This is a genomic window from Amycolatopsis sp. NPDC058340, assembly GCF_042723975.1.
Classification (GTDB): Bacteria; Actinomycetota; Actinomycetes; order Mycobacteriales; family Pseudonocardiaceae; genus Amycolatopsis.
Window position 1 is genome coordinate 50,423 of record NZ_JBHXIB010000029.1, and the last position, 9,231, is coordinate 59,653.

Sequence of the window (9,231 nt, forward strand, 5' to 3'; positions counted from 1 at the left end):
TGGTCTGGGGGTTGGGTTTTTTTTAATACCCCCCGGGGGCGGGGGCTTCCCGGGGCCCCCACCCCCCTCGTGAGTGGCAAGGACGGTTAGAACCGTCCTTGCCACTCACGAGGGGTGGGGCCACTGCTGCCCTCGCGTCCAGGAGTCCAGCACCATCAGCGTCTTCGTGCCCGTCACCTGGTGATGCCGCCGGATCTCGTCGATGGTGCGCTGCAGATGGCCCATGTCCCGCACCCGCAGCCAGACGAGCGCGTCGGGGTCGCCCGCGATGGTGAACACCGCCTGTGCCTCGGGCATCCGGGTGGTGGTGCGGACGATCTCGCCGACCTTGGTGGTCCCGGTGAACCGCAGTTCGGTGAACGCCTCGATGCCCCAGCCGAGTTTGGCGTGGTCGATCTGGACGGTGTAGCCGACGATGACGCCGTTCTCCTGCATCCGGTCGATCCGGCGTTTGACCGCCGCGGTGGACAGCGTGACACGGGCCCCGATGTCGCCAAGGGTGCGCCGGGCGTCCTCCCGCAGCAGTTCGAGGATCTCGCGATCGGTCTCGTCGATGAGCTGGTCCGCCATGAGCCAGGATGGTACGCAGACGCAACGAATATCGGCCAGTGGAGAAGATGGGCCGGATTTTTTGCGTGCCGGGTGCCAATAGACTGCCGCCTGTTGCGACGGCCCGCGCGGTCGGGTCTTCTGTCGTGACGTCACGCGGGGGTGCCGAAGGAGGCAGGTCTGGTGGAGCAGTTCACGTTGGAGGACCGGTATCTGCGGGAGGACGGCACCGTTTACCTCAGCGGTGTCCAGGCCCTGGTCCGGATGCTGTTCGACCGGGTGCGGCACGACCGCGCCGCCGGGGCGTCCCCCGCCGTGTTCGTCTCCGGGTACGAAGGTTCGCCGCTGGCGGGCTACGACCTCGAACTCGGCCGCCGCTCCCACCTGCTCGAGAAGCACGACGTCGTGCACCGCCCCGGCCTGAACGAGGAGCTCGCCGCGACCGCGGTCATGGGCAGCCAGCTCACCGCGTCGGTCGGCTCGTCGCGCGGCGGGGTCACCGGGTTCTGGTACGGCAAGGCACCCGGCCTCGACCGGGCGACCGACGCCCTGCGGCACGCCAATCTCGCGGGGACCGACCCGGCGGGCGGCGCGGTGGCGCTGGTCGGCGACGATCCGAACGCGAAGTCGTCGTCGGTGCCCTGTGCTTCCGAGCTCGCACTGGCCGATCTCGCCATGCCGGTGTTCTTCCCGTCCGACTCCCAGGACGTGCTGGACTTCGGGCTGCACGCCGTGGAGCTGTCCAGGGCGAGCGGACTGTGGTCGTCGATGAAACTCGTGGCGAACGTGGCCGACGCCGCGAGTACCGCGCACGTCCGGCCGGACTGGACGGCGCCCGAGTTGGCGCTGCCCGCGTACCGGCACAAGCCCAGCACGCGGCTGCTCGGCACCACGTTGATGGCGCTCGAACGCAGCCTGTACACCGAACGCCTGCCGCTGGCCGTCGAATACGTGCGTGCCAGCGGGCTCAACCGGATCGTCCACGAAGGACCGAAGGACCGCGTCGGCATCGTCACCGCCGGAAAGTCCTATTTGGACTTGATGCAGGCATTGCGGTTGCTCGGCCTGGACGCCGAGGCGTTGTCCCGGCACGGGATCCGGATCCTCAAGCTCGGCGTCATCCACCCGCTCGAACCGTCGATCGTCCGCCGGTTCGCCGACGGCCTCGCCGAGATCGTCGTGGTGGAGGAGAAGCGCTCCTTCGTCGAATCGGCGATCAAGGAGGTGCTGTACGGCACCGCCGGAGCGCCCGCCGTGTACGGCAAGACCGGCCCGGACGGCCGCACCCTGTGCACCGAACTCGGCGAGCTCGACCCGGACGCCATCGCGAGGGTGCTGGCCGCCCGGCTGAGCGAGCACCACGAGATCCCGTCCGTGGATGCGTGGCGGCAGCGGCGCCGCCGCGAGCGGATCTCCGTGCCGTTGCTCGCCAGGACGCCGTACTTCTGCTCCGGCTGCCCGCACAACTCCTCGACCAAGGTGCCCGAGGGCACGGTGGTGGGCGGCGGCATCGGCTGTCACGCCATGGCGCTGTTCATGGAACCGGAACAGGTCGGCGACGTGGTCGGCCTGACCCAGATGGGCGGCGAGGGCGCGCAGTGGCTCGGGATGGAGCCGTTCGTCGACGCCTCGCATTTCGTGCAGAACATCGGCGACGGCACGTTCACCCATTCCGGCAGCCTCGCGGTGCGGGCGGCGGTGGCCGCGGGGGTGAACATCACCTACAAGATCCTCTACAACGCGACGGTCGCGATGACCGGCGGCCAGGACGCCGTCGGCGGCCTCTCGGTGGACAGGCTGGCGTCGCTGCTCCTGGTCGAAGGCGTCGCGAAGGTGGTCGTCACCAGTGACGAGCCGAAACGGCTCCGCGGTGTGCGGATGCCGGACGGCGTCGAGGTCCGGCACCGCGACGAACTGCTGAGCACGCAAGAGGAATTGGCCCGCGTTCCCGGGGTGACCGTGCTCATCCACGATCAGGAATGCGCTGCCGAGAAGCGCCGTAAACGCCGTCGCGGAAAGCTGGAGACCCCGGCGGCCAAGGTCGTGATCAACGAGCGGGTCTGCGAGGGCTGTGGCGACTGCGGCGAGAAGTCGAACTGCCTGTCCGTGCAGCCGGTCAGCACCGAATTCGGCCGTAAGACCGCGATCCACCAGTCGTCGTGCAATGTGGACTACTCCTGCCTGGCCGGGGACTGCCCGTCGTTCATGACGGTGGTGCCCACCGGCCGCAAACACCGGCCGCGGGCCGGGGAGATCACCGCGGCCGAACTGCCCGCTCCCGAGACCTCGGGCACCGACTTCACCGTGCGCATCACCGGGGTCGGCGGGACCGGCGTGGTCACCGTCGCGCAGATCCTCGCCACGGCCGCGGTGCTCGAAGGCAGGCAGGTCCGGACGCTGGACCAGACCGGGCTCGCGCAGAAGGGCGGCGCCGTCGTCTCCGATCTGAAGATCACCGCCGAGCCGACACCGCAGGCCCCGAAACTCGCGGCCGGGGAATGCGACCTCTACCTGGCCTGCGACGTCCTCGTCGGCGCGGATCCGGCGCATCTGTCGGTGGCGGACAACGGCAGGACCACGGCCGTGGTCTCCACGACCGAGGTGCCGACCGGCCGGATGGTCGTCGACACCACGGTGTCCTTCCCCGATGCCGCCGCCGTGCGCGGGGCGATCTCGGACAACGCGGCGCGGACGGTGGCGCTCGACGCGCGGGAACTGGCGGAAACCCTGTTCGACGACGACCAGTTCGCCAACATCCTCCAGCTCGGTGCGGCTTACCAGACCGGCGCCATCCCGCTGGACGCGGGCAGCGTGGAACGCGCGATCGAACTCAACGGGGTCGCCGTCGCGGGCAACCTCCAGGCGTTCCGGCGCGGCAGGCAACTCGTCGCCGATCCCGACGGACTGCACGCCCTGGTCGCCCCGCCCGCCGTCGCCGCGACGCCGGCCCCATCGGCGGCCGCCCTGCGTGCTCGCGCGCTCGTGCACGCCGAGCCGGGTTCGGAACTCGCGCGGCTGCTGGACATCCGCGTCCCCGAGCTCGTCCAGTACCAGAACGTTCGCTACGCGCGGGAGTACGCCGGGTTCGTCGAGCGCGTCCGGGTCCTTGAAGGGGATTCGACCGCCATCACCGAAGCGGTGGCACGCAACCTGCACAAACTGATGGCGTACAAGGACGAGTACGAGGTCGCGCGGCTGTCGCTCGATCCCGCCGTGCTCGCCGGGATCGAGGCCGAGTTCGGTGTCGGCAGCCGGTACGCCTACCGCCTGCACCCGCCCTTCCTGCGCGCGCTGGGCATGAAACGGAAGATCGCGCTCGGCCCGAAGTTCCGTCCCGTGTTCGTCGCGCTGCGCGCCGCGCGGAAGCTGCGCGGCACCCGCTGGGACCCGTTCGGCAAGGCACACGTCCGGAAGGTGGAGAGGGAGCTCGTCGGGCAGTACCGGGAGACGATCCTCGCCGCTTTCGGCACCGAGGACGCCGATCGCGGCAGGCTGCTGGCCCTGGCCGAACTGCCCGATCTGGTTCGCGGTTACGAGGACGTCAAGCTGGCGAACGTCGAGACCTACCGCCGGGAACAGTCGGCGCTCCTGGCCGATCTCGTCCGGGCGGACCGGCTCGGCGCGAACACCTGACGGCGTCGGTCCGGCAGCCGAAGCGTCGTGAGTGGTAAGTGTCGTTCTGACGGCACTTACCAGGTCAGCCGAGGTGGACGACCGTGGTCAGTTCGCCGTCGGTCACCGCGAAACGTCGCCGGATTTCGTCGACGGCCACCCGCGCAGGTCCCGAGAAGAACCTGTCCCACACGATCGAGCTGTCCGCGTGGCCGGTCGAGAGTTCGGGCCACGCGGCGATCAGGTCTCCGGTGTCCCCGTCGTAGAGACGCGGATGGTCGTACAGGGCAAGGAAATCGCCCGCGAAGGGAACGACGTCGCCGGCGGGCAGGTCCAGCTGCCGACGCCAGGCGAACGTGTTGGCGGTGGTCGACCACCGGGCCACCATGGTGGGTCCGAGGTCGTCGGGGCCGTCCGGATCGTCGTCCTCCGTGGATGTGCTGATCACGATGTCTTCGCCGACGAAGCAAGCGCCCGCGACCTCGGCCCGCACGAGTTCGAGCAGGCCGAACACGTCTCCGACCGGGTCGAGCGTCGCAGGTTCGGCCAGTGCCTTCCGCAGGTCGTAGACCGCCATGCAGCTCCAGGGATGCCAGACCCAGCCGGCGCTGAGCAGATAGCGCCCGTCGGGCGAGACGGCCAGGCGCGAGTGGAAGATGTCGGTCGGCTCGCGCTCGGCGCCGCCGGTGAGGCGTTCGCCGGTCGCGGCGACTTCGATCTCCAGGCGGTTGTACTCGTCGGGGCAGTGGATCAAACCCGTCCTGCCGTCGGGCAGGGTGCACAACACCAGCGGGTAGCGGTAGGCCTCGGCCTTGTAACCGCTACGGGTGAGCTCGCGGATCGGCCTGCCGTCCGACGAGAGCAGCAGCCCGGTCGTTCCGGTATCGGTCACGAGCGCGACCATGTCACCCTGGGGCGAGACCGCCGCGGTGTCGAAGGTTTCGCAGTATTCGCCGAGTATCGGCGAACCCGGCGACAAGTCGTGGAGCGTTTCCCCGATCCAGACCAGCGCCTTCGTACCCGCGACAGCCGTGACCTCGCGTCGAATTTCTCGCATGGGCCCCAGCCTGCCCGACTCCGGGCCAGGAGTCCGCCGAATATCCGCTGGACGGCACGACGAGACTCGGGGTGTGGCTTCCCGTCGAGCGATGAGCACTCCGGACCTGAGCCCGCCGCCGCGGCGGATCACCGTGGACGAGGCGCGGGTGCGCGGTCTGCTCGGCGAACAGTTCCCGGAGTGGGCCGGCCTCCCGGTCCGGCCGGTGGCGGAATCCGGGTGGGACAACGGGACTTTCCGGATCGGCGACGAAATGCTGGCACGGCTGCCGAGCGCCGCCGAGTACGCCTTGGCGGTGGGCAAGGAGCAGCGCTGGCTACCGCTGCTCGCTCCCCGGCTCCCGTTGCCCATCCCGGTTCCGCTGGCGAAGGGACGTCCCGGCGCCGGCTATCCCTTCGAGTGGTCGGTCTACCGATGGCTCGACGGCGAACCCGCGAGTGCCGACCGTATCCCCGACCCGGTCCGGTTCGCCCTCGACCTGGCCGGTTTCCTGGCGGCGCTGAGGGCCATCGACACCACCGGCGGCCCTCGGCCGGGAAAGCACAACTGGTTCCGGGGCGCCACCCTGCGCACCTACGACGCGCAGACCGAGCGCGCGCTCACGGCGTTGGACGGCGACATCGACGCCGGTCCGGCGCGCGAGATCTGGAAGACCGCGCTGGCAACTCCCTGGGACGGAACGGATCGCTGGTTCCACGGCGACATCGCGCCGGGGAATCTCCTGCTCGATGGCGGGGAACTGGCGGCCGTCATCGATTTCGGCACCTGCGGCGTAGGCGATCCGTCCTGCGACTTGGCGATCGCTTGGACGTTGCTGACCGCCGAAGGCAGGGAAGCGTTCCGCGAAGGGCTTTCGGTCGACAGCCCGGAATGGGAGCGCGGGCGTGGTTGGGCGCTGTGGAAGACGCTGGTCACCTGTGCCCGGACGCGGGGACGCGTCGACGAGGAAGCGGAGAACGCACGTCGCGTCTTGGCCGGGATTCTGGCCGATGCTTCCCGCTGAGTGACCGTCCCCGCGCGGCCGATCGTGGTTGGATCGATCGCATGTCGTCCATCGTCGTCGCCGTCATCGCGGCCATCGCCTCGGTCTCCGCGGCGGTGGTCGCCGGGATCTTCGCGCTGGCCGCACGCCGACTCGAGGCGCGGGTGCAGAGCGCCGACCAGGTTCGCGAACGGATCTCCGAGCAGAAACGCGAGATGTGCGAACCCGTCGTCGACATGCTGGAACGCATGTTCACCAGCGACGACCTGCCCACGGAAGAGGAGCTGAAGCACAAGCGCCGCTTCGACACCTGGGTGAACGTGTACGGCTCGGACGGCATCGTCAAGGCGTACTCCCGCCTCATGCAGGCGCTCCCCGCCGGGGCACCGCCCGACATCCAGTTCCGCCTCTACGCGGATTTCCTGATCGAGGTCCGCAAGGACATCGGCGACCCGGGTACCGCGGTCGACCGGATGCAGATCCTCGGGCCGCGGTCGGCGAACCTGTCGGATCGCCGGAGCCTGACCGACGCCGACCTCGACACGGTCTGCAAACGCCTCGGCTGGGTCCCGCCCTGGCGCGGCAAGTAGGCCGACCCGATCGCGACCCTGTTGGCCAGTAACCACCCTTCCCGGGGTGGCGGTGGACGTTTTGGGGGCGCGGCTGACAGATTCGCGAACGGCGAATCGACCGCGTATGACAAAGACGAAGAATGGTCGCGCGGGCTCTGTGATTTTGCTTGCCTGCCGAGCCTCGCGGGTGTGTTAATTCCCTGTGGCATACCCGTAAATGTGCACACGCGCCCGCTGGGAAGAGCCCGCGAAAGCGGGCATTAATCGTTTGTCCGATGGTTTCGGCGGGTGTGGTCTATGTGTTGGAGAGGGACCTGTGAAACACAGAAGACGTAGTCGAAGACTGGCCGGGGGCATCGCCGTCGTGAGCACGGCGGCCTTGGTGACACTGGGTCTCACGATCGCTTCGGGCACCAGTGCCGCGGCTCCGGGTGAGCTCACGCAGAATTACTCGTGCCCGTTCCCGTTGATCGGTAATCAGAACGTCTCGGTCACCATCAAGACCACTCAACCTTCGACGATCGAGACCGGGAAACTGACTCCCGCCATCGAGATCACCGCCGTGTCCAACGCGGGCAAGACGGCGACCGAAGGTCTTCGTCTCGTTGGCGCCGAATCCATCAAGGGCACCGCGAAGGCGACCTCCACCGTGACGATGCCCGGCAGCCAGGGCACGATGACCGTGAAGGTCGACTCCGACGTGCCGAAGCAGCCCATCCCGGCGGCGGGCAACGACCTCATCGTGAACGCCACCGGCAGCGCGCCCGCGCTGAGGTTCGACCAGCCGGGCACCGCGACGCTCGCCGTGAACAACCTGCAGCTGGTGATGACCCCGCTCAAGGCCGACGGCACCGAAACCGGTCTCGGCACCTTCACTTCGGACTGCACGCTGGCGGCGGGGGCCGAGACGGTGCTGCAGACCTACACGGTGACCGGTTCGCCGGTCACCCCGGAAGCCGTCGTCGGCTCGGGGAACCACCCGCCGCTGAAGCAGGTCTACAGCTGCCCGTTCCCGTTGATCGGCAACCAGGACGTCACGGTCGACATCGACGCCACGTTGCCCGAGTCGATCCCGGTGGGCCAGTTCACCCCCAAGATCGACATCAAGGCGGTCTCCAACGCGGGCTCGACCGCTACCGAAGGGCTCCGGCTCGTCGGCGCCGAGACCATCAAGGGAACGGCACTGGCCACTTCGCTGGTCTCCAGCCCGCAGGGTCATCTCGCCGTCGGCGTGCCGACCGCGGTTCCGCAGCAACCCATCCCGCCCAAGGGCAACGACCTGGTGATCAACGCGACCGGTTCCGCGCCGTCGCTGCGGTTCGACCAGCCGGGGACGGCCACGCTGTCGGTGCACGATCTGGTGCTGACCATGACGCCGCTGACGGCCTCCGGCGCGGAGACCGGCCTCGGCACGTTCGTCGCGGACTGCACCCCGGCGAGCGGCCAGGCCAACGTGCTGCACACCTTCACCGTCACCGCGGCGGCGGACACGACCGCACCGTCGGCTCCCGGCGCTGTGACGGTCGGTGACGTCACCCAGAACAGCGTCGCGCTGTCTTGGGGCGCTGCCACCGACAACGTCGCCGTGACCGGGTACGACGTCTACTCGGGCGCGGACCTCGTCAAATCCGTGACCGGCACGTCGGCCACGGTCGACGGGCTCACCCCGGACACGGAGTATTCCTTCACAGTCAAGGCGAAGGACGCGGCGGGCAACGTCTCGCCCGCCACCGCGCCCGCCACCGCCCGGACCGCGAAGGCCCCGGACACGCAGGCCCCGACGACGCCCGCGAACGTGCACTCGACCGGTACCACCCAAACCAGTGTGACGCTGGCTTGGGACGCGTCGAGCGACAACGTCGGTGTCACCGGCTACGACGTCTTGAAGGGCACCGAGGTCGTCAAGTCGGTCACGGAACCCCAGGCCACGATCGACGGTCTGGCGGCCGACACCGAGTACTCGTTCACCGTGGTGGCCAAGGATGCCGCGGGCAACGTGTCGGCGGCGAGTGCCGCTGTCACGGCGAAAACGCAGGCGGCACCCGACACGCAGGCCCCGGGTGCGCCGGGCAACCCGCGCTCGACCGGGACCTCGGCCTCCAGCGTCGGCCTGGCGTGGGACGCGTCGAGTGACAATGTCGGTGTCACCGGGTACGACGTCTACAACGGCGCCACCCTGGTGAAGTCGGTGACCGAAACCAGCGCCACCGTCGACGGTCTCGCCGCCGACACCGAGTACACCTTCACCGTGGTGGCCAAGGACGCTGCCGGGAACAAGTCGGAGCCCAGCGCTCCGGTGACCGCCCGGACCGCCACCGCTCCCGACACCGAAGCGCCCAGCGTTCCGGCCGGGCTCGCCACGACCGACGTCACCCAGTCCAGCGTCGGGCTGTCCTGGACCGCTTCGAGTGACAACGTCGGTGTCGTCGGTTACGACGTCTTCAACGGCGGCACTCTGG

General features: G+C 69.1%; 6 protein-coding genes. 4 read left to right on the forward strand and 2 right to left on the reverse strand.

The features are described from left to right. Positions 1–105: 105 nt before the first annotated feature. On the reverse strand, positions 106–570 hold the full coding sequence (locus ACFWIW_RS27305) for an Lrp/AsnC family transcriptional regulator (RefSeq protein ID WP_038512105.1): 465 nt from the start codon (positions 568–570) through the stop codon (positions 106–108). 162 nt (positions 571–732) lie between these two features. Between ACFWIW_RS27305 and ACFWIW_RS27310 the strand changes: the two genes are divergently transcribed. Beyond that, positions 733–4,182: an indolepyruvate ferredoxin oxidoreductase family protein gene (locus ACFWIW_RS27310; protein ID WP_378371090.1), complete on the forward strand. Its 3,450-nt coding sequence runs from the start codon at positions 733–735 to the stop codon at positions 4,180–4,182. A 64-nt stretch (positions 4,183–4,246) separates the two neighbouring features. Here the strand turns inward: ACFWIW_RS27310 and ACFWIW_RS27315 are convergent, their stop codons facing one another. Beyond that, on the reverse strand, positions 4,247–5,218 hold the full coding sequence (locus ACFWIW_RS27315) for a hypothetical protein (protein WP_378371091.1): 972 nt from the start codon (positions 5,216–5,218) through the stop codon (positions 4,247–4,249). 91 nt (positions 5,219–5,309) lie between these two features. On the opposite strand from ACFWIW_RS27315, the gene ACFWIW_RS27320 reads away from it, so the two are divergent. The 3 genes from ACFWIW_RS27320 to ACFWIW_RS27330 form a co-directional block, all read left to right on the forward strand. After that, positions 5,310–6,221, forward strand: a complete 912-nt coding sequence (locus ACFWIW_RS27320; protein ID WP_378371092.1) for an aminoglycoside phosphotransferase family protein — start codon at positions 5,310–5,312, stop codon at positions 6,219–6,221. A gap of 41 nt (positions 6,222–6,262) precedes the next feature. Continuing rightward, positions 6,263–6,790: a hypothetical protein gene (locus tag ACFWIW_RS27325; RefSeq protein WP_378371093.1), complete on the forward strand. Its 528-nt coding sequence runs from the start codon at positions 6,263–6,265 to the stop codon at positions 6,788–6,790. 346 nt (positions 6,791–7,136) lie between these two features. Then, on the forward strand, positions 7,137–9,231 hold a 2,095-nt coding region (locus ACFWIW_RS27330; RefSeq protein ID WP_378371094.1), incomplete at its 3' end, for a DUF6801 domain-containing protein.

What these genes read in the sequence shown, in the direction of transcription:
- ACFWIW_RS27305 (WP_038512105.1), bottom strand. Translation starts at nt 570, where the DNA reads ATGGCGGACCAGCTCATCGACGAGACCGATCGCGAGATCCTCGAACTG.
- ACFWIW_RS27320 (WP_378371092.1), top strand. Translation starts at nt 5,310, where the DNA reads ATGAGCACTCCGGACCTGAGCCCGCCGCCGCGGCGGATCACCGTGGAC.
- ACFWIW_RS27325 (WP_378371093.1), top strand. Translation starts at nt 6,263, where the DNA reads ATGTCGTCCATCGTCGTCGCCGTCATCGCGGCCATCGCCTCGGTCTCC.
- ACFWIW_RS27315 (WP_378371091.1), bottom strand. Translation starts at nt 5,218, where the DNA reads ATGCGAGAAATTCGACGCGAGGTCACGGCTGTCGCGGGTACGAAGGCG.